Source organism: Chromobacterium sphagni, assembly GCF_001855575.1.
GTDB lineage: Bacteria > Pseudomonadota > Gammaproteobacteria > Burkholderiales > Chromobacteriaceae > Chromobacterium > Chromobacterium sphagni.
Map to the genome: position 1 here is coordinate 121,546 of NZ_MKCS01000004.1, position 18,068 is coordinate 139,613.

At 58.1% G+C, this 18,068-nt stretch carries 16 protein-coding genes and 3 pseudogenes; 9 read left to right on the forward strand and 10 right to left on the reverse strand.

The genetic code is table 11. The features are described from left to right. Positions 1-35: 35 nt before the first annotated feature. Positions 36-263 carry a hypothetical protein gene (locus tag BI347_RS21125; RefSeq protein WP_071113306.1) on the forward strand — a complete coding sequence of 76 codons (228 nt, stop codon included), beginning with the start codon at positions 36-38 and terminating at the stop codon, positions 261-263. Positions 264-734: 471 nt separating this feature from the next. Here the strand turns inward: BI347_RS21125 and BI347_RS21130 are convergent, their stop codons facing one another. The 8 genes from BI347_RS21130 to BI347_RS21165 form a co-directional block, all read right to left on the reverse strand. Further along, positions 735-1,199 carry a hypothetical protein gene (locus tag BI347_RS21130; protein WP_139167000.1) on the reverse strand — a complete coding sequence of 155 codons (465 nt, stop codon included), beginning with the start codon at positions 1,197-1,199 and terminating at the stop codon, positions 735-737. Continuing rightward, complete coding sequence (locus BI347_RS23115) at positions 1,196-2,440, reverse strand: PAAR domain-containing protein (RefSeq protein ID WP_083339101.1); 1,245 nt, start codon at positions 2,438-2,440, stop codon at positions 1,196-1,198. The genes BI347_RS21130 and BI347_RS23115 overlap by 4 nt, the downstream gene beginning before the upstream one ends. Positions 2,441-2,668: 228 nt before the next feature. Further along, positions 2,669-3,925: a tyrosine-type recombinase/integrase gene (locus BI347_RS21140; RefSeq protein WP_071113308.1), complete on the reverse strand. Its 1,257-nt coding sequence runs from the start codon at positions 3,923-3,925 to the stop codon at positions 2,669-2,671. Positions 3,926-4,081: 156 nt separating this feature from the next. Continuing rightward, positions 4,082-4,984 (reverse strand): 50S ribosomal protein L3 N(5)-glutamine methyltransferase, encoded by a 903-nt coding sequence (prmB, locus tag BI347_RS21145; RefSeq protein ID WP_071113309.1) that lies wholly within the window; start codon positions 4,982-4,984, stop codon positions 4,082-4,084. Between the two features lie 72 nt (positions 4,985-5,056). Continuing rightward, positions 5,057-6,433: a phosphomannomutase/phosphoglucomutase gene (locus tag BI347_RS21150; RefSeq protein WP_071113310.1), complete on the reverse strand. Its 1,377-nt coding sequence runs from the start codon at positions 6,431-6,433 to the stop codon at positions 5,057-5,059. Positions 6,434-6,502: 69 nt separating this feature from the next. Then, entirely contained in the window at positions 6,503-7,531 is a 1,029-nt protein-coding gene (gene trpD, locus BI347_RS21155) for an anthranilate phosphoribosyltransferase (RefSeq protein WP_071113311.1), read from the reverse strand. A 12-nt stretch (positions 7,532-7,543) separates the two neighbouring features. Continuing rightward, the gene (locus BI347_RS21160; RefSeq protein ID WP_071117015.1) at positions 7,544-7,933 is read right to left on the reverse strand and encodes a lysozyme inhibitor LprI family protein; all 390 of its coding nucleotides are present in this window, start codon (positions 7,931-7,933) and stop codon (positions 7,544-7,546) included. Continuing rightward, positions 7,933-8,502 carry an aminodeoxychorismate/anthranilate synthase component II gene (locus tag BI347_RS21165; protein WP_071117016.1) on the reverse strand — a complete coding sequence of 190 codons (570 nt, stop codon included), beginning with the start codon at positions 8,500-8,502 and terminating at the stop codon, positions 7,933-7,935. Before BI347_RS21165 ends, BI347_RS21160 begins: the two co-directional genes overlap by 1 nt. Positions 8,503-8,763: 261 nt before the next feature. Between BI347_RS21165 and BI347_RS23780 the strand changes: the two genes are divergently transcribed. The 6 genes and pseudogenes from BI347_RS23780 (at position 8,764) to BI347_RS21180 (ending at position 12,933) form a co-directional block, all read left to right on the forward strand. After that, positions 8,764-9,015, forward strand: coding sequence for a hypothetical protein (locus tag BI347_RS23780; protein ID WP_139167284.1), 252 nt, complete (start codon positions 8,764-8,766; stop codon positions 9,013-9,015). A 9-nt stretch (positions 9,016-9,024) separates the two neighbouring features. Next, positions 9,025-9,860 (forward strand): annotated as a pseudogene (locus tag BI347_RS23120) (IS5 family transposase); the annotation flags it as partial. A 26-nt stretch (positions 9,861-9,886) separates the two neighbouring features. Continuing rightward, positions 9,887-10,201, forward strand: a complete 315-nt coding sequence (locus tag BI347_RS23785; protein WP_139167002.1) for a hypothetical protein — start codon at positions 9,887-9,889, stop codon at positions 10,199-10,201. A 125-nt stretch (positions 10,202-10,326) separates the two neighbouring features. After that, positions 10,327-11,283, forward strand: a pseudogene (locus BI347_RS21175) (ISAs1 family transposase). A 256-nt stretch (positions 11,284-11,539) separates the two neighbouring features. Then, positions 11,540-11,851: a hypothetical protein gene (locus BI347_RS23790; RefSeq protein ID WP_139167003.1), complete on the forward strand. Its 312-nt coding sequence runs from the start codon at positions 11,540-11,542 to the stop codon at positions 11,849-11,851. A 152-nt stretch (positions 11,852-12,003) separates the two neighbouring features. After that, complete coding sequence (locus BI347_RS21180; RefSeq protein WP_071113316.1) at positions 12,004-12,933, forward strand: hypothetical protein; 930 nt, start codon at positions 12,004-12,006, stop codon at positions 12,931-12,933. A 208-nt stretch (positions 12,934-13,141) separates the two neighbouring features. Here BI347_RS21180 and BI347_RS23125 read toward each other — a convergent pair. After that, positions 13,142-14,098, reverse strand: a pseudogene (locus BI347_RS23125) (IS5 family transposase); the annotation flags it as partial. A gap of 396 nt (positions 14,099-14,494) precedes the next feature. On the opposite strand from BI347_RS23125, the gene BI347_RS21195 reads away from it, so the two are divergent. Together BI347_RS21195 and BI347_RS21200 are read left to right on the forward strand one after the other, a co-directional pair. After that, positions 14,495-16,195, forward strand: a complete 1,701-nt coding sequence (locus BI347_RS21195; protein WP_071117020.1) for a SpoIIE family protein phosphatase — start codon at positions 14,495-14,497, stop codon at positions 16,193-16,195. Between the two features lie 341 nt (positions 16,196-16,536). Beyond that, the gene (locus BI347_RS21200; RefSeq protein ID WP_071113318.1) at positions 16,537-17,007 is read left to right on the forward strand and encodes a hypothetical protein; all 471 of its coding nucleotides are present in this window, start codon (positions 16,537-16,539) and stop codon (positions 17,005-17,007) included. A 51-nt stretch (positions 17,008-17,058) separates the two neighbouring features. Here the strand turns inward: BI347_RS21200 and BI347_RS21205 are convergent, their stop codons facing one another. Then, entirely contained in the window at positions 17,059-17,865 is an 807-nt protein-coding gene (locus tag BI347_RS21205; protein ID WP_071113319.1) for a hypothetical protein, read from the reverse strand. Between the last annotated feature and the right edge of the window lie 203 nt (positions 17,866-18,068).

Consider the following 18,068-nt stretch of genomic DNA (forward strand, 5'->3'; position numbering starts at 1 on the left):
CTACTAAGAAACAAAGAGGAGACAAGGAGCCAGCCATGGTCGATGATGTCACTATAGAGTCGATTATTTTTCTGTTGCAATGGCCTGACACCAGAGCGCTGGGTTTGGAGGCGTTGCGTTGCCTTTCTCTGTTTTTGACTCTTAAACAGAGCAGGCAGATGCAACTCGCGCTGATCGATATTTCGGTGGAAAAGTCTTACTTCTACAGGAAGGTCGGCACTATATGTGGTTGGAAATATCAAGGTCACTGGATTTTGAACTAGATCATTGGCAAGTAGAACTGCTGCTTGAACCTGCTGAAATCAAGTTGATTCAGGGACGTGAGCCAGTTCTGTTTGAGCTGCCCACCGTGCCTGGGTTGATGTTCCTATTTGACCCACCTTTCCAAGGCAGTGCCAAATCATTGCCTGTGGGTAGGATTGTGAATGGAGTGTGGCGCGCAGTGATCTCTACGATTGGCACTGCGCCCGTATCCATGAGCTATGCAAGGTGTATCTTGGCCCAGCATATCAATGCTGGACTTCGTCAGCGTGCAAGAGGCCGCGCTAGCGACCCAGATGGGGGCGAGTAGACGCACCTGTTTTTCTTATGATCGGCTCAGTAGAAAGTAGCTCAGTTTGAGCCGTGTTTTGGCTTCCCAGGCGTGAGCGAACAGAGGATCCAAAACTAAGCCCCGCGATGCGGGGCTTTTTTGTGGGGCTACAGGGTGCCTTGATGCGTTGGCTCCCAGCGAGTTATAGCGGGTCAGTCGAACAGTTCGCCTGCGGGCCAGACTTGGACAGGTAGTCTTTCCCTTGGGCGTCCTTCTTGATGCAGAAGTAGAGTCGGTTCCGGCCGTACTCGCCAAACATGTCGAAGATATAGGCGGTGTCGTTGGTCAGTGGCAGGGCCAGCATCCGGTTTTTGTCTGGCGATTTTGTACCGTAAGAAATGCATGTCTGTGGTGATGTAGGCGGCGTTTTCAGCGTGGTTTTGTACCAAGACTTCCACATATAGCGATGTTGTGTTTCATTGAAAACTTCGGCAGATACTCCTTGCCCTTTTAGGTAGTCGGGTGTGTCACCTTCTATCGGCGTTTTCAAGTAGAAGCAAGGCTTGCCGTCTTTCATTACAGCGGTGGCCTCAGCGTCGTAAGGCTTGGACATGGCCCAAGAGTTACCAGCCAGTATCAGCCCTGCCAGAAGTAGTAATTTCATCATGATTCAATCTTTGTTGTTGCTGGTAGGAGACTAGGGTTTGCCGGGTTCGTCAAGAAGCCACCGAGTGCTCGCGCCAAAGCATTGGCGTCCCTATCTATGCCAAGTTGGGTTGCTCCGAAATAGTGTGAAACCAGCTCTCCTTGCTGTTCCATATTGAAGTCTGGCATGGCCTTACCCTTATCTTGGCCTGCGAGGTTATAGCGGTAGGCGGGTGAGGGACCGCGCTTGCCATCATCCGAATACCCGCCTTTCATGCCAATCACCGCCCCACCGAATACCACGTTGTAGCCAAGTTGGTACTGCCAGACGTGGGTCATTTCGTGGATGAACCATACCTTATCGCTATCACTTTCTATCGAGAAGTCAGGCCGGAAAGAGTCGTCAGGGAAGTGTATTTCACCCTTGGGCGTCATTGCGTTTCCTGAACGATTTGGCTGGCCGAACAAGCCACCGCGGTGGATTTTGACCTTGCTGTAATCCAGCGAGTTCTTGAAGACGGTCCGCGCCATCGCAATCTCGCCTGGCGTCATGCCCCGCGTGTCCGTTGCCTTGGGCAGCGTGTGATTTACCGTAGATGAACCAATAGCCTGCGGGTTTGTTTTGATGCCGCTGAGGTCAGCTTTTAGAGCCGGCGCGGGTCCGCGGCCTCCAGTCTCGCACATGTGTTCAATCTGGCAGGCGCAGCTGTAGACGGTGTCCGGGTAGAACTCGGCGCAGGTAATGGCAGTGGCTTTATCGGTCGCGATCCGCTCTGTCTTGCCGGCTGAGTCGGTTGTCCCTTCGACGGTACTTCCGTCTTCAAGCGTCAGTTTGTAACGGGTATCGGCCAGGGCATTGCGATCAGCCGTGAAGAAACGGATTTGTTCGTCAAAGGCTGCGACAGTGGTCGCCGCCGCAGCAAGAGCGGTAGCGGCGGCCGCAGCCGCAGCCGCAGTCCCAGCGGTGGAAGCTCCTGTTGACGCCGATCCGCTGCCCTCATAATTTCGGCCCACCTCGCCCATGGTGCTGATGAGGGTCGCGCCGCAGCTGACTTTATGGCCCTCCAGGGCGACACCTTTGCCGCCTATCGTCCATGATGGGTCGCCTTCTACGATGGTGCAGTTGACGTGGCCTTGCTTCGGGCAACTGACGGAGTCGCCAACCAGCGCGACGGCTTTGCCAAACATGGTTGTTGTGCTGCTGGCGCTGACGACGTTCCCACCGTGGTCGGTCGGGTCGCCGAGGCGGATGATTCGCTTCATGGAAGTGGCAGGCAAAGGGCGCATTATATGTGAAAAGGCTTATGTATCCCCCTGGCAAACCAGGCAGGAAGGGTTGCCAGCACCCTGCGCGCGCAATCGAAGCCCCGCCTCGCCCCCGCGCTTCATGTGCGGGAAATCATGCACCTGCATGAACGGCCCACAAAGGCCCGCCATGCGGTGCTATCGCCGGATGGCGGGCCGCCCCTGGCTCATGCGCTTTCATGCGCGCTATGCATGCATGGCAGCCAGCAGCGTGGTATCTCCCCCTTGTTCGACTTTGTCGAGGTAGTCGGCCCAGCTTTGCAGCATTGTCCGGCGCTCTTCCATGTATTGAGCGCGATTGTAGGCGGCCCGTACTTGGTTTGGTTCCTTGTGAGACAGCTGCCGCTCGATGGCATCGGGGTTGAAGCCGGCTTCATTCAGAATGGTGGAAGCGGTGGCGCGGAAGCCGTGGGTGACTACATGCCCATTTTCCGTATTTTTGCCGCTATACCCCATGCGTTCGAATGCCTTGAGCAGTGTGGCTTTGCTCATATGCCGGCCGCGATAGAAGAAACTGGGGAAGACGAAATCATTTCCCTCTACACGGTGCATGTGCAACTGCCTTAGGATGTCTACCGCTTGAGAAGGAAGAGGGACGATGTGGGGTGCGGCGGCGGCTTTGAGCACTCGCTTCAGCTTTCGGGTCTCCGGCGGGATGGTCCAAATGGCTTTATCCAGATCGAAGTCATCCCATTTCGCCTGGACCGTTTCACCTATCCGGGTGAAGCAGATCATGACGAGCTTGATCAAGTATTTGGTTTGCAGCGAGATGTGTTCGTTAGTGCCCAAGGCGACGAGGAAGGCTGGCAACTCCTCGCGCGTTAAGGATGGCTGTGGCTTTGTGATGGGGGTGATCAGTTCGCCAGCAAGGTCTGCAGCAGGGTTGGCCGCGGCCCGGCCTGTTTTGACCGCTCTTCGCCAGATGGCATTGCAGCGTTCACGAAGTCGGTTTGCCGTGTCGTGCAGTCCCTGTTTTTCAACAGATTGCAGGACGAGCAGCAAGTCCATTGCGCTGATGTCACGGATCGGACGGTCGCCAAGCTTGGGGAAGAGGTGGATTTCCAGTGAGCGCCAGACCCCGGTTGCATGAGTGGGCGCCCATTCCGCAGACATTTTGTTCCACCATTCCTGGGCGACGGCTTGGAAGGTGGAGGAGGCTTCGACCAGTTGCTTGCGTGCGTTCTTCTTTTTTTGTTCGCCAGGGTCTTCTCCCTGAGCCAGCAGGCGGCGTGCCTCGTCTCGCTTCAGCCGCGCTTCCTTGAGCGACACTTCTGGATAGACACCCAGGGCAAGAACCTTTTCCTTGCCTGCAAAACGGTATTTCAGGCGCCAGTATTTTGCGGCATTGGGCATGACCAGCAAGTAAAGGCCCTGGCCATCCGTGACTTTCACTTGTTTTTCGCCTGGCGTGATCCGGTCGATTTCCAGCTTTGTTAGCGGCATGTGTTCACCTCGGAAGAACGGGGTATTTTTTCAGATACCCCCTGTTGTTCCCCCAAATGTACCCCGCGACACCCCAGGTTGTCACTGTTCCAGCCCGAACCGGGATGGAATGAAAAAAGCCGCCAAACCCTTTAGTTTGGCGGCTTTTCGGTCTGTTTAGATTTTAGCTGATACCAAATCTTCGCGCGTCAGCAGGAAGACGAAGCCGTCGCCGCTCTGGGTTTCCATCCACATGAAGGGCAGGGTGGGGAAGCACTCTTCCAGCATGTCGCGGTTGTGGCCGATCTCCACCATCAGCACGCCGCGCTCGTTGAGGAAGTCCGGCGCGCGGCGCAGGATCTCGCGGGTGGCGTCCAGACCATCCTCGCCCGAGCCCAGCGCGATTTCCGGTTCGTGCAGGTATTCCTCGGGCAGCGTCTCCACCGATTCGGCGTCGACATAGGGAGGGTTGGAGATAATCAGGTCGTACTTGTCCTCTATGCCCTCGAACATGTCGGTATGGATCAGGTTGATCCGGTCTTGCAGGCCGTAATGCTCGACATTGATCGACGCCACTTCCAGCGCGTCCAGCGAGATGTCCACCGCGTCGACTTCGGCATCGGGGTAGTGGTGGGCCAGCTGGATGGCCAGGCAACCGGAGCCGGTACACAGGTCCAGCGCGCGGTGTACCAGTTCCGGGTGTTCGATCCATGGCTCCAGCGGTTCGCCCAGGAGTTCATAGATGAAGGAGCGCGGCACCAGCACGCGCTCGTCGACGTAGAAGCTGAATTCGCCCTGCCAGGCCTCGTGGGTGAGGTAGGCCACCGGAACATGCTCTTCGGCGCGGCGGCGGATCAATTCCAGCACTTCCGCTATCTCGGACGGCAGAAGCTTGGCGTCCAGATAGGGGTCAAGCTGTTCGATCGGCAGTTGCAGCGCGGTCAGGATCAAGTAGGCCGCTTCGTCGTGGGCGTTGTGGGTGCCATGGCCGTAGGTGAGTTCGGCTTCGTTGAAACGCGATACGGCGAAGCGCAGCAGGTCGCGCACGGTGGTGAAGTGGCTGGCAGCCTGTTGGTACATGGGTTTCCTTTCAATGCAAGGAGGACATGGTTGGCCCATGTCCCCTGGTATTTCATCCTGCGGCGTTCAGGTTCAGAACGGCAGCTTGGCGCTGGTGGCGGTGCCCAGCACGCGGCGGAAGTCGCCTTTGATCCTCTCCAGGGCCTCTTCGGTGTCGGCCTCGAAGCGCAGCACGATCACCGGGGTGGTGTTGGAGGCGCGGGCCAGGCCGAAGCCGTCCTTGTACTCCACTCGCAGGCCGTCGAGGGTATTGACCTCTTCGGCGCCGTCGAATTTGGCCGATTCCTGCAACTTGGCGATCAGCGCGTGGTTTTCGCCTTCCTTCGCCATTTTGAGGTTTAGCTCAGGGGTGGATACCGCGTTGGGCAGGGCGTTCAGCAGCTCGCTCGGATCCTCCACCCGCGACAGCACTTCCAGCAGGCGGGCGCCGGTGTAGATGCCGTCGTCGAAGCCGTACCAGCGCTCCTTGAAGAACACGTGGCCGCTCATCTCGCCGGCCAGTAGCGCGCCGGTTTCCTTGATCTTGGCCTTGATGAAGCTGTGACCGGTGCGCGCCATCACCGGCACGCCGCCGTTTTGCTTGATCCAAGGTTTGAGCAGACGGGTGGACTTCACATCGAAGATGATCTTGGCCTTGGGATTGCGCTCCAGCACGTCGGCGGCATACAGCATCAGCTGGCGGTCCGGCCAGATGATGTTGCCGTTCTTGGTGACCACGCCCAGGCGGTCGCCGTCGCCATCGAAGGCCAGACCGATCTCGGCGTCGGTCTTTTGCAGCGCTTCGATCACGTCTTTCAAGTTTTCTGGCTTGGCCGGATCCGGGTGGTGGTTGGGGAAGTTGCCGTCCACATCGCAGAACAGCTCGCGCACCTTGCATCCCAGGCGGCGGTACAGCAGCGGGGCGAAGGCACCTGCCACGCCATTGCCGCAGTCCACCACGATGTTCATCGGGCGCTCCAGCTTGATGTCCGAGGTGATGCGTTCGAAGTAGGCTTCAGCGACATCCTCGGTGCGATAGCCGCCTTCGCCCTGGCTGAGATCGCCGTCGACAATGCGCTGGTACAGCTTCTGGATGTCGTCGCCGGCCAGCGTGTCGCCGGCCAACATCATCTTGAAGCCGTTGTAGTCAGGCGGATTGTGGCTACCGGTGACCATCACGCCGGATAGGGTGCCCAACTGGTGGGCGGCGAAATACAGCATGGGAGTGGCCACGCGGCCCACGTCGATGACGTCCACCCCCGCGGCGCGGATGCCGTTCGCCAGCGCTTCGCACAGTTCAGGGCCGGACAGCCGACCATCACGCCCCACCACTATGGCCTGCACCTTGCGGGCAAGCGCTTCCGACCCCACTGCCTGGCCAATCTGGTGCGCAACGGCGGCGGTCAGGGTTTTGCCGACGATGCCGCGGATGTCATAGGCTTTGAAGATGTCTTTGGATAGTTTGTTCATGATGGTTTGTTACGGTCGATAGTGTTTGAAGGGCGGCACCGTCTTGATTGGCCGCCGTCTTGTCGGGATTCAGCTGCCAAGTTGCCGGCTCAGGGCAACCAGCTGGTCCAGCTTTTGGCGCGCCTTGCCGCTGTCCAACGCTTCGCGCGCCATGGTAACACCGTCGGCCAGGCTTGGGGCGATATCGGCGGTATATATCGCGGCCCCGGCATTGAACAGCACGATGTCGCGGGCCGGGCCCGGCTCCCCGTTCAGCACCGACAGCAGGCGCAGCCGGGATTGTTCCGCGGTGTCGGCGCGCAGGTCTTTCAGCTCGCAGCGCATCAGGCCGAACTCCTCCGGCTCCAGCTGATATTCCAGTATCTCGCCGTTTTTCAGTTCGGCCACCATGGTGGGGCCGGATAGTGTCAATTCGTCCAGGCCGTCGCAGCCATGCACTATCATCACGTGCTGGCTGCCAAGCTGTTTCAGCACCCGTGACTGGATGCCGACCAGGTCGGGGTGGAACACACCCATCAGCTGCTTGTCGGCATTGGCCGGGTTAGTCAGCGGCCCCAGAATGTTGAAGATGGTGCGCGCGCCCAGTTCCTTGCGTATCGGCGCAACATGTTTCATCGCGCTGTGGTGGTTGGGCGCGAACATGAAGCCAAGGCCGATTTCGTCGATGCAACGGCCGGCCTGTTCCGGCGTAAGCGCCAGGTTGACGCCCAGCCGCTCCAGCACATCGGCGCTGCCAGAACTGGACGATACCGATCGGCCGCCATGCTTGGCGACGCGAGCCCCGGCGGCGGCGGCAGCAAAGGCCGCGGTGGTGGAGATGTTGAAAGTGTGTGATTTGTCGCCGCCAGTGCCGCAGGTGTCGACCAGATGGCTGCGGTCGGCCACCGGGACGGGGGTGGCGAATTCGCGCATCACGGTGGCCGCCGCGGCGATTTCGGACACCGACTCCACCTTGACCCGGAGGCCGATGAGGATGGCCGCGGTCTGCGCCGGCGATAGCTCGCCGCGCATGATCTGGCGCATGATGTCCAGCATCTCGTCGTAAAACAGTTCATTGCCGTCGATCAGACGGTTCAGTGCCACTTGCGGGCTGATCATGATGATGGATTCCTATGTGCCTTGACGGGCGAGGTCGGTCAGCCTTTGCGTGTCCAGGTCGATTTCGCAGGCCAGGCGGGCGCGGTCGGCGCCATTACCGCTGGCGTGGCTGGCCGCCAGCCAGTCGCACTGCTGCTGGAGATACGCCTGGTAAGTCTGCTGGGCGCGGCGCAACGCGCGGGCAGCATGAAAGCGGTTATCTGTGGCGCGGTCCAGTTGGCGCATCGCCGCCAGAGTCTTGTCTTCCTGTGCGATCAGTTGCTGGTGGATGTCGGCGTGGCGTTGTTTCAGGCAGGAGGCGATGGCCTGGGTGTCGGCCTGGGTTCGGCTGCAGTCGTCCAGCGCGCCAGCCCATGCCGGCGAGGCCAGCAGGGCGAGGATCAGCGTCAACCGCCCCGGCATCAGGCGAATTCCTTCAGGAAATTGCCCAACATGCGGTGGCCGTGCTCGGTGAGGATGGATTCCGGGTGGAACTGCACGCCTTCGATGGGCAGCGTCTTGTGGCGCACTCCCATGATTTCGCCGTCGTCGGTCCAGGCGGTGATCTCCAGGCAGTCCGGCAGCGATTCGCGCTCTATCACCAGCGAGTGGTAACGGGTGCAAGTGACCGGATTGGGCAGGCCGCGGAACATGCCAATATCGTGGTGCATCACCGGGGACACCTTGCCGTGCATCAGCTGTTTGGCGTGCACTACCTTGCCGCCAAAGGCTTGGCCTATGCCCTGGTGGCCCAGGCAGACGCCCATGATGGGCAGCTTGCCGGCGAAGTGCAGGATGGCGGGCACGGACACGCCGGCTTCGTTGGGCGTGCAGGGGCCGGGGGATACCACCAGATATTGCGGTTGCAGCGCTTCGATCTGCTGTATGGTGATTTCGTCATTGCGGAACACTTTCACCTCTTGTCCCAGCTCGCCGAAATACTGGACCAAGTTGTAGGTGAAGGAGTCGTAGTTGTCGATCATTAATAGCATATTCAGCTTAAATCCTTGATTTAACTGGATTCAATTGATTGGCCAGTTATTTGGTACCCCAGTTGTACCCCCTATTTGTTTTGCTGGGCTTGCTGGGGGAGGAGGCTTGAGGATTACTATACCGGATGATAGAGCTGTTCGCAGCCCTGTAGCCTGGCCTGCGGCCCGCATATGTCGACTGCCTATCAACATGCTTGTTGGCGGCAAGTGTTAGGTCATGGCGTGATTTGAATTCGTGCAAATTCAAAATTGCCGACACTCATGATCACCAATCTCCTATTCGCTATCTCGCAACAGCCTGCCATCCTGCCGCTGGCAGCTTCCACAGTCCGGGCCAGATTTTCTTCATCAGCTAGCGACTATCAGGATGACTCCATCGACCTGCATGCCTGTTTGCACTATTTCATTGGACTACCCGGTCAGGAAGCAGGGCAATCGCAGCTTTTTGTCATAAACAAACAGACTTGCCAACCAGCTCTGTGCAAAAATCTGCCAACGCAGCGGCTTGGTTAAGATAGCGGCATGCCCAAGCCCGTTCCGAAATGCTACCGAACCACCAACTGGAAAGCCTACAACCAAGCGCTGATCCTGCGCGGCTCCCTGTCCATCTGGCTCGACACAAGCTTGATGTGGCAGGCAAAACCGCAGGGAAAGCGAGGCCGAGCGCAGTCCTATAGCGATGCCGCCATTCAATTCTGTCTGACCATCAAAAAACTGTTTGGATTGGCGTTGCGGCAAACCATCGGTTTCATTCAAAGCCTGTTCAAGCTGGCGGGCCTGGACTGGAGCATCCCCGACTACAGCGGCAGCAGACGCTGCAGGTCAAGATTCCCTACCAGAAAAGCTCAGGCGCGCTGCATCTGCTGGTGGATAGCACTGGGATCAAAATGCTGGGCGAAGGCGAGTGGAAAACTAAGAAACACGGCGCGGAGTATCGCCGGCAATGGCGCAAGGTGCATCTGGGCATCGATGCGAAAACCCTGCAAATCCGCGCCATGGAGGTGACAGACAAGCGCCAGGGCGATGCGCAAATGCTGCCTTCGCTATTGGCGCAAATCCCGGTCGATGAGCCGATAGCCTGCGTGAGTGGCGACGGGGCTTTCGATACCAAGGCATGTCATGAGGCGATTGCCGCGCGAGGCGCAATCGGGTGCATCCCGATGCGCAAGAATGCGCGGCGGTGGAAAGGAAGTTCGCCGGGTGTGCTGGCTCGAAACGAGATTCTGCGGGCCACCAAGCGATTGGGCAGGGCTATCTGGAAACGCTGGAGTGGCTACCATCGCCGCAGCTTGGTCGAAACCAAGATGCATTGCTTCAAGTTGCTGGGTGAAAGAGTGACAGCCCGGCGCTTTGGGCGCGCAAAGTTATAGCAAGGTGGCCGGGGATGTTGATGCAGAATGTAATTCCAGTTTTATTTATCATTCCATTTGCTGTGTATGGTATCTATTTTGAGATGGGGCGAAGGGATAGAGTTGCGCGAGAGATGGCCCGCGAATGGTTGCAAAAGAATTACCCCGGCTGTGTTGTTAAAGTCGTGACATCAAATAAGATGGTTTGGCCTGTTAGGATTGTGCTGCAGGTTTATACACCGAAAAATGAGGATTTCGAAATCAAGCTCAGAGTTGGTGAATTCTTTGGTGGTGTTTTTGGTGATAGAGTCGAAGTTGTATATATTAGGAAGATTAAACCAAAGACTTAATTTTATTTTTTGAGCAAGCCACATGTGCATCAGGGCAATCTCACCTTCTTGTCATAAATAAACAGACTTGCCAACCTGCCCAGACTTGAGGTGAACTCCCGGGTTTTACCGGGATGAGGACGTTGATGGAACATTTGGCCGAGGTGCCTGAGCCGAGAACCGGGCGCTACATTGCCCATCCGTTGGACGAAATTTTGGTGATTGCCGTGTGCGCCATCTTCGCGGGGGCGGAGAGTTTTGTGGAGGTGGTCGAGTGGGCGGAGGTCAAGGAGGCTTGGCTGCGGCGCTTCCTGCCGTTGAAGAACGGCATTCCTTCTCACGATACCATCAACCGCATGTTCCGACTGCTGGATCCCAAGCAGTTCGAGAACGCCTTCCGTAGCTGGACGCAAGGACTGCTGGGCTCGTTCCAGCAGATCGCCATCGATGGCAAATGCCTGCGTGGCACCGCTCGCGGCGCGCACAGCCCGGTGCACATGGTCAGTGCCTTCGCTAATGAACTGAACTGAGCTTGGCGCTGGGGCAGGAGAAAGTTGCTGACAAAAGCAATGAAATCACTGCGATACTGGCGTTGCTGGCTGCGCTGGATGTGGAGGGCTGTCTGGTCAGCCTGGATGCGATGGGCTGCCAGTAAAGAGGTGGCCCAGACCATCGTGGCGCGTAAAGCGGACTATTTGCTGGCGGTGAAGGAGAACCAGCCCAAGCTGCGCCAGGCCGTAGCGTGCGCGCTGCATGACCATCCCACCGAGCGAGTGGCCAGCGCGCAAAAGGGGCATGGCCGCACGGTGTTGCAACATGTCGTGATTGCCCCGGAGGAAGGCATTGTCGATGCTCAGGCCTGGCCCAGTTGCCAAACAGTGGGCCGCGTGGATTCGGTGCGGCTGGATGGTCGCGGACAATCGGCGCTGGAGCAGCGCTATTATTTGTCGTCGCGCGCGTTGAGCGCGGAAGAGCTGGCGCAGGCGGTGCGCCGTCATTGGGCGATCAAAAATGGCCTGCATTGGTGTCTGGATGTGATTTTCGGGAAGATAACTGCCCATTGCACGAAGATCATGGACCGCAGAATTTTGCGCTGCTGCTGAAATTTGCGCTCAACCTGCTGCGCAGCTCGCCGTATCAGGCCAAGAAAAGCATGCGGGTGCGGCGCAAACGGGCAGGCTGGGGTGATGACGCGTTGGCCGAGTTGCTGGGCATGTCGCCTTTATGACGTGAAGGTGCGATTGCCCTGGTCAGGAAGGGAGCGTCCATACCATTAACAAAGTATTTTTAAGATTAGTCTTATTTTCAGGTGGGTGATACGCACTATAAAATTTGCGGAACACTACTTGAGAGGAATTAATGTTGATTGAAGATAATACTTTCATCGACGCACTAACTCAAATGCTAAGATTGATTTCTGAAAAAGGAAAAGATATCAGCCCTTCTTTACTTCGTCGCGTAGACAATCTCTTAAAGGTGGCACAAGCCAGGCAGACAGACGAGCATAAACTCCATATCTTAATTGTTGCCCGAGTTAAGTGTCGAAAAGTAATAGCAGAAACCAGGGAGGGATGGCCGAGTAAATTAGCCAAGCAAGATATATGCTTGTTGATTAAGGTGTTTAAAGAAAACCTGGCAAGAGAATGTGTTAAAAAGTTAGGAAAGGTCTGAAGACAGGAATGCCTATAGGAGCTGGGACAGTCCAATGTGCCATGTGTGGTAACGCACAGACACTTTTTTGCCGATGCATCAAGGTCTGGTTGTGACATTCCTCCCAAGTGCGCCGCAATTTGGCGAGTTGTGAAATTTACCTCGAGACCATCATGAATAAGCCAAACGAACAGAGCGGCTATATCGACAATACGATAGCCCTAGAGAATAGCCCAGCAATATCCACCCCCAGCGCCGTATCCTGGGGTGCCATTGTGGCCGGCGCAGTTGCCACAGCGGCGCTATCCCTCATCCTACTGCTTCTTGGCGCCGGACTGGAGCTTTCCACCGTCTCACCATGGGCCTATAGCGGCGTTACCGCAACTACCTTCGGCGTCTCAGCAATTATCTGGATCACTATCTCCCAACTGCTCGCCTCCGGCATGGGGGGCTACCTCGCCGGCAGGTTGAGGACAAAATGGGTTTCCGGGCATACCAACGAGGTCTATTTCCGCGATACCGCGCATGGTTTTCTAGCGTGGGCGCTAGCCGCTCTGATAACGGCAACGCTGCTGACGTCAGTGATTGGATCGATTATCAACAATGGCGTCGGCGTGGCCGCGACTGCCGTCGGTGCCTCGACAATACCCACACTCCAGATGGCGGGGCCCAGCGGCGCTGGGCAAGGATCGACGGTTTATCTTCTGGATTCTCTATTCCGTCGGGGCGCAAAACCTGTTTCGAGACAACTTGACTCTGCGTCTAACCCTGAAACAGCGAGACCAATTGCCGAAGTGGGTGGAATCTTCATGAACAGCTTGGTAAGAGGCGATGCGCTACCTGCTGCGGATGTGCGCTATGTTGGTCAATTGGTCGCCCAGCGTACTGATCTTAGTCAGCAAGACGCCGAAATACGGGTGAAAAACACCTATGCTCGTATGCAGACCGCCTTAAGCAATGCAGAAACTATGGCGAAGGAAGCGGCTGAAAAAGCACGCAAGGCATCTGCCTATGTAGCGCTTTGGCTGTTTATTTCACTATTGATAGGAGCGTTTTTTGCCAGTCTGGCGGCCACCTACGGAGGGCGGCATCGCGACCGCTGAATCAATAAACCAGACACTTATTTTCGGGAGGGGATAGTTATGCGTTCGCTACTTCTGTTGTTTCTGGGCATACCTATTCCCATCATTATCTTGATTGCATTGTTTGTGCATTAGTATTGCATATGGGCTTTGTTGCCCCGCCCAAGAACGAGTGTCCCCTTGCCCAAGGCGAATTCAGTTCATCGCTGCCACCACCACGGTCTTCGGGGGGGCGGCCCAGAGCGGTAAAATGGTTCAATAACGCTGCGCGCACTTGCAGTTCCGCCACCTGTCGATCAAAGGTGCGCGCCATCACCCGGCTACACGGTCGCTTGAAACCGTGCATCTTCGTTTCCACCAGACTGCGGCGGTGATAGCCGCTCCAATGCTTCCAGATTCGCCGCCCCAAGCGTTTGCACGCCGCGATCGCGGCGTTGCGCACCTCGCTGCCGGTGATTTTCGACTTCGACGGCTTGGCATTCTTGCGCGGCGGAATCATCGGCATGATCTCTCGGCCAAACAGCGCAGCGTAACAACCCTGTGCGTCATCGGCGCCATCCAGCGTCGCCGTGGCAGCCGGCTCATCCGCCAGCTGCATTCACAACTCCGGCAGTGTCGGCGCGTCGCCCACGCCGTTGCCGGTCACCTCGACAGCTCGGATTTCCAGCGTTTCGGCGTCAATGCCCAGGTGTGCCTTGCGCCACTGCCGACCATATTCGGCGCCGTGCTTTTTGCGTTTCCACTCGCCTTCGCCGAGAAACGGGATGCCGGTGCTATCGATCAGCAGATGCAGCGGGCCGTTGCTGCGGCGATAGCCGATCTTGACCTGCAAGGTGCGCTGGCGACGGCATGCGGTGGAGTGATCCGGCACCGGCCAGTCAGTCCAGCTAATTGCAGCAGGCTTTGCACCATCCCCAGAGCCTGCCGCAATGGCAGATTGAACAGAATGAAATGAACGTCTTCCAGGTTCACTACGTTTGGGCCCGGCAACTCAGCGCTCTTGGTCATGAGGTTAAGTTTTGGCAGGCCGGCCGTTGTTGCCGGCTGGTTGGGCCAGCCATTGCATGTCTTTGTCGAGCTAGACCAGCAGCGATCCGCGTGCGGCCAGAGCTGCATCGTAGTCATGCCAGTTCGTGGTTGTGTAACGCTGCTTGGCCTTCTTGTTCTGGGGCGTTGCGGTGTTCATCGACTCAGCATACCGCAACGGACGGCGGGGCTATGCAACAAAACCCAATCCATGTTGTCGGCATTGCATGGAGGTCGTGGCAGCCATGGGAGGCTGCAAGGATAGGCTTTGCAGGATATGGCGGCTAATTATGGCATGCCAGGAGGTTTTTGCTCCCGTTCGTTTGACATGGGTGTCTTGATGCGCCATATCGCAGTTAAGGGTTTTAGCATCCTTGGCTGGACGGACAATCCATTTTTCATTTTATGGCGGATGGCGGCGCTCGCAGCCTGGAGTTGTTGGTTGTCTTGCCATTCCGGCCCCAGGAATCCAAGGCTCCGCAAGATGGCCATCTGGCCGCCGCTGAATCGACCGTTTGAGCGGGGTTTTTGACATTTTCATCATCAGGACGCAGCGATGGAACCCGCTTTTACTGTGTTGGTAGCCGAAGATGTGGAGCCGACCCGCCTGCTGATGGGGCTGGTGATAGAAGAGCTTGGGCATGCTGTCTGGTATGCCGAGAACGGCCAGCAGGCCGTGGAGCAGTGCCGTCGGCAATTGCCGGACATGATTCTGATGGACATGATGATGCCGGTGATGGACGGGTACGAGGCTACGCGGCAGATCCGCCAGTTTTGCAGCGACCGTTGGCTGCCCATCATTTTTCTCAGCGCTCGCAGCGACGAGGAGGCGCATATCAGCAGCCTGGACATCGGCGCCGACGATTATCTGGCCAAGCCGATCAACCTCACCATGCTGGCGGCCAAGATCCGCGTGATGCAGCGCATCTGCGAGATGCAGAGCCGGATTTCGGCGGATTCGAAAAAACTGCTCAGCTACTACAACGTCAACGAGCGCGAGCAACTTTTCGCCAAGCACGTTCTGGACAGCATAGTCGGCAGTGAGGAGCAGGATTTGCCCGGCGTTTCCAGTTGGCAGCTGTCGGCCGAGCAGTTCAGCGGCGATGTGCTGGCGCGCGCGCTGTCTCCCACCGGCCAGTTATGCCTCATGCTGGCGGACAGCACCGGCCACGGGCTGTCCGCCGCGCTGGCTTGCCTGCCGGCGGTGGACATCTTCTACGCGATGGCTCGGCGCGGTTTTCCCCTTACCGCAATGGCGCGGGAGATCAACGCCAAGCTGAACCGCCTGTTGCCGATAGGCCGCTTTGTCGCCGCCGCCTTAATCACCATAGATTGGGAGCTGGGTTGCATCGAGGTGTGGAACGGCGGCATCCCCTGCGTGATGTTCGTTGCCGACGACGGCACCTTGCTCAAGGAATGGAAGTCGCAATATCCGCCATTGGGCATTTTCGATGCGGAGGCGTTCCGCTGGGGTAGCGAGTCCTATTTTTGGGAGCAGACCGGACAATTGGTGGTGTGTTCCGATGGCCTGACGGAGGCCGAGGACAGCCGAGGCGAGCAGTTTGGCAACCGGGGCGTGCTGGACTCGTTGTCGCGGGCGGGAGAGGGCGCGCCTTTGGATGCGATACGGCTGGCGGTGCTGGAGCACCTGGCGGGCGCCAAGAATCGGGACGACATCTCGTTGGGGGTGATTCGCCTTGAGGCCGGCGTGAACGCGGTATTGGGGCGGGTTGCCGATCATGTGGGGCGCGACGACGGCGGCCAGCTGTCCAGTTGGCAGGTGAGGCTGGAATTCAATGCGGCGGAGCTGCGCCGCGATCAGTCCATCCCCTTGCTGATTGGCTGGCTGAACCAGCTGGGCCTGCGCGGCCGGCAGTTCAAGCAGGTGCTGCTGATTATCTCCGAATTGTTCAACAATGCGCTGGATCACGGCGTATTGCGGCTGGACTCCAAGATCAAGGATCAGCAAGACGGTTACGAACGCTATTTTGTGCTGCGGCGAGAGCGTCTGAATGCCTTGCAGGAAGGGAGGATAGCATTGCTGCTCGAGCGTCGACGCGACGAGCGGAAAGACTGCATTTATATCCGGCTGAGCGACAGCGGAGAGGGGTTCGATCACCACTCGCTGATGGAGCGGCTCAGACGGAATCAATACAGCCATCCTCATGGCCGCGGCGTGGCGATGGTGCACGCTTTGTGTTCGAGCTTGGTCTACCGCGGCGGCGGCAACGAGGTGGAGGCGGAGTTTCCGCTCTGAGTCCGGGCTGGCTTGGCCTTGCCTGGGGGGAGATGGCGGTGTCGTCTTGTCTCGGCCTGAAACTGCATCCACTGTACAGCAGGGTTTCCGCGCCAGGCTGCCCCAGCGTTGGTCTGGCCTGGGTGACGTCCATGCGGGAATTGGTGGGCGGGATCTGTGTCAGGCAGCTGCCTTCCCGTTGTAGATGGAAACGACGTGCCAGTCGCGGCATGCTGTTGATGGTGGCAGGCCCGTCGCCTGGTTCTGCAGGCATGGCTTTGTCTTTCTTGAGGTTCTCAGTTCATTGTTTTGTCATGTTGAATGAATGGGCGGAGTGAGTCTCAGGCTGTTGAGGAGGGCTTATGAACCGACATGCGGGGTGGGGCGCGGCGTTGCTGCTGGCTGCGCAATTTTGCGCAGCGCCTGCCTGGGCCGACGATCTTGTCCTTGGCGCGGGAAAATGCGGCGAGCTGCGCGATATCGGCGGTGTTTATCATTGCTCGGGCGAGTGCGTGGTGACCGCGTCGGATGGCAGTCACTCGCTGACGCAGGTGTCGGGCGAGGAAGACAGGATCAGGCGCTTCGATGGCGCCAGATGGATGTATCAGATCGATATCGTTGGTGGCGGCGGGTTTGCCGAGCAGGAGATCGGTGGGCTGAGCGGACATGCGCTGCAGGCGGTGACCGCCCATGTGTCCGACCAGCAATATCCGGTGCTGGAGGAGTATGTTTTCGAGATGGATGGCAGTTGCCGGGCGAGCAAGTATGTCAAGACGGTCCGCAACCCCAATCCGGTGGCTATGAAGGCGTGCTCGCTGGTGTGCGTGCGCTAGGCGCGCTGTCATGGCCCTGCCGTCAGGCGGAGCCTCTCCGGAATGCGGCGGCTATGCCGTGTTGCTGGCGCGGGAGTGCAGCAGGCTTTGGTCCAGCGCATCCCATAACTCCGCCAGCGAATCGAGAAAATCCAGCATGCCTTCCAGAATCAGCGGAGCGGTTGTTGCCGTCAAGGTGGCGGCCAGAGCTTCGCGAGCGCAGTGCTCGTCGCGGCTTTCGCCGCCACCCTCTTTCCAGTGGTTCCGCAGATAGCGCATCTCCGGGTCGTCCAGCTTGACGCCGTAGTGTCCGGCGTCCACCAGGGCCTGTTTTGCGCCGGGTATCAGCGAGCGATTGAAGATGATCTCCAGCGCGAAGGCGGTGCCCAGATTCCGCATGCTGGAATCGAAATCGCTGCGCGCGCGGCGCTGGAAAGCGGCCATGGCGCGGCGTGTCTGCTGCATGAGGCCGGTGGCATGCTCATAGCCGGGCTGATCGCCCAACAGCCTGTTCGATGCATCCCGCAGGCCGGCTTCCAGTTGCTGCTGGTCTTCGATATCGGCAAATTTGGCATGCATGCCGCTGCGGTTGACAATGTGGCCGGCCATTCTGGCAAGCTCCGCGCCATTTCCTTGCCTGGAGAGCGCGATCTCGTCCATCAACTGAGCCTGGCGGACCAGGCCGATGGCTTCCAGCGCCGTTGGGAAGGCTTGTCCGGGGCGGGTGGCGGCGCATAGCGTCAATATTTGGTGGAGCAACGCTGCGCATTCTTCCGCATTCGGCGCGGCATGCGACCAGTGCTGGAATATCGGGTGGGTATAGGCGCGGTGTTCCTGAACAATGCGGCCCAGCTGCTCAGTTGTGGTGACGATGCCCATGAGATTCCTCTCTTTTCGACTAATAACTCCCGTATTCGGCGCGACTATCCGGCATGTGTTGGCGCTGATGGGCGGCTGTCGGCGCCCAGAGTTGAACCAGTCGCCATTTTCGCCTTGTATACGGGGTGAATTTTAGTGCGTAGTTTTGAGGAGGTCGCGATTCATTGTTGCTGAAGCCCGGTTTTCTTGGCCGGCGCAAAGCG

Bases quoted from the DNA above. Each gene is read 5' to 3' on its own strand.
- BI347_RS21205 (WP_071113319.1), bottom strand. From the start codon at position 17,865: ATGGGCATCGTCACCACAACTGAGCAGCTGGGCCGCATTGTTCAGGAA.
- trpD (WP_071113311.1), bottom strand. From the start codon at position 7,531: ATGATCAGCCCGCAAGTGGCACTGAACCGTCTGATCGACGGCAATGAA.
- BI347_RS23115 (WP_083339101.1), bottom strand. From the start codon at position 2,440: ATGAAGCGAATCATCCGCCTCGGCGACCCGACCGACCACGGTGGGAAC.
- BI347_RS23780 (WP_139167284.1), top strand. From the start codon at position 8,764: ATGATCACCAATCTCCTATTCGCTATCTCGCAACAGCCTGCCATCCTG.
- BI347_RS21180 (WP_071113316.1), top strand. From the start codon at position 12,004: ATGAATAAGCCAAACGAACAGAGCGGCTATATCGACAATACGATAGCC.
- BI347_RS21140 (WP_071113308.1), bottom strand. From the start codon at position 3,925: ATGCCGCTAACAAAGCTGGAAATCGACCGGATCACGCCAGGCGAAAAA.
- BI347_RS21150 (WP_071113310.1), bottom strand. From the start codon at position 6,433: ATGAACAAACTATCCAAAGACATCTTCAAAGCCTATGACATCCGCGGC.
- BI347_RS21195 (WP_071117020.1), top strand. From the start codon at position 14,495: ATGGAACCCGCTTTTACTGTGTTGGTAGCCGAAGATGTGGAGCCGACC.
- BI347_RS23790 (WP_139167003.1), top strand. From the start codon at position 11,540: ATGTTGATTGAAGATAATACTTTCATCGACGCACTAACTCAAATGCTA.
- BI347_RS21200 (WP_071113318.1), top strand. From the start codon at position 16,537: ATGAACCGACATGCGGGGTGGGGCGCGGCGTTGCTGCTGGCTGCGCAA.
- BI347_RS21125 (WP_071113306.1), top strand. From the start codon at position 36: ATGGTCGATGATGTCACTATAGAGTCGATTATTTTTCTGTTGCAATGG.
- BI347_RS21165 (WP_071117016.1), bottom strand. From the start codon at position 8,502: ATGCTATTAATGATCGACAACTACGACTCCTTCACCTACAACTTGGTC.
- BI347_RS23785 (WP_139167002.1), top strand. From the start codon at position 9,887: ATGTTGATGCAGAATGTAATTCCAGTTTTATTTATCATTCCATTTGCT.
- prmB (WP_071113309.1), bottom strand. From the start codon at position 4,984: ATGTACCAACAGGCTGCCAGCCACTTCACCACCGTGCGCGACCTGCTG.
- BI347_RS21160 (WP_071117015.1), bottom strand. From the start codon at position 7,933: ATGCCGGGGCGGTTGACGCTGATCCTCGCCCTGCTGGCCTCGCCGGCA.
- BI347_RS21130 (WP_139167000.1), bottom strand. From the start codon at position 1,199: ATGATGAAATTACTACTTCTGGCAGGGCTGATACTGGCTGGTAACTCT.